The sequence below is a fragment of the Variovorax sp. P4_D9 genome, from assembly GCF_056401695.1.
Map to the genome: position 1 here is coordinate 1 of NZ_JBFUIU010001583.1, position 955 is coordinate 955.

The following is a 955-nucleotide window of genomic DNA, read 5'->3' on the forward strand; positions in this document are numbered from 1 at the left end:
ATGTCGCCGGGATGATTCTGGTGCCCTGCGCGCGGCCGCTGCCTGCGACAGCAAAGCTTCTGCAGACCATGCCACACATTCAGTTGCTGCGCGAGCACACCAGTTTGGGGAAGCAGTGGTTTGGGATAGATGACGTCCGGGCGTTGGGTCTGGCTGTGGAACATCTCCTGCAGCTTGGTCACCGGCGCATCGCATACATCGGCCCGCCGATGGATTTGCCGACAGGCGCCGCGCGATTGAAGGGCTACCGCGATGCACTGGCGCTGAGCGCCAGTCATGATCCCGCACTGGAGTTGTGTGGCGCACCCGACGACGAGTTGGCGAGCGGCGCAGGCCTTGGCGGCCTGCTGCGGCTGGAGCGCCCTCCGTCGGCCGTTGTGATCGCTGGTGTGCGGCACACGCACGCCGTCGTCAACGAATGCATCGCTATGGGGATTCGCGTGCCCGAGGACCTTTCGGTGGTGGGCTTCGGCGACGAGGCCGGGTTCGCCTGGTGGGGCGCTGGCTTGACGACGATCAGCCTTCCGGTGTCTGAAATGGCCACCTCCTGCGGCTTGTGGTTCTTGCATCAGTTGCGGCAGCGGACGACGCCGCTTCCGCCCTACCGCTCCATTTCCGCGCCTTCCTTGGTCGTGCGGGGCAGTACGCAAGAAGTTGCGGACCCCGAGATGCTGGGCCGTGGTGGCAATCCGCTTGCCCCAGCCAAGACAGGGAGCCGCGACACACGCCTTAGACGTGAGGCGTCCCGGCTCTAAGGTTTGGTCGCCGGATGCAGCTGCCCGCAAGAGCGTCACACGATCCCCCTTGGCCGCCGCCTGCTACCCAAAGCAATCTGCACGGGTTGCAGACCGAACCGGGCTAGCGCACCTTGAAATTGCTTAGACCCTAAAAATTCCAGCAGCGCTGCGATCTGACTTCCCTGTGGGCGCCTGTCGACAGCGATGGCGTCGTAAGC

Annotated in this window: 1 protein-coding gene; it reads left to right on the forward strand. The window is 64.4% G+C overall.

Going from position 1 to position 955, the window contains the following annotated elements:
* Positions 1–755, forward strand: a 755-nt coding sequence (locus AC1DY5_RS57065) for a LacI family DNA-binding transcriptional regulator (protein WP_478122946.1), incomplete at its 5' end; no start/stop codon positions are given.
* Between the last annotated feature and the right edge of the window lie 200 nt (positions 756–955).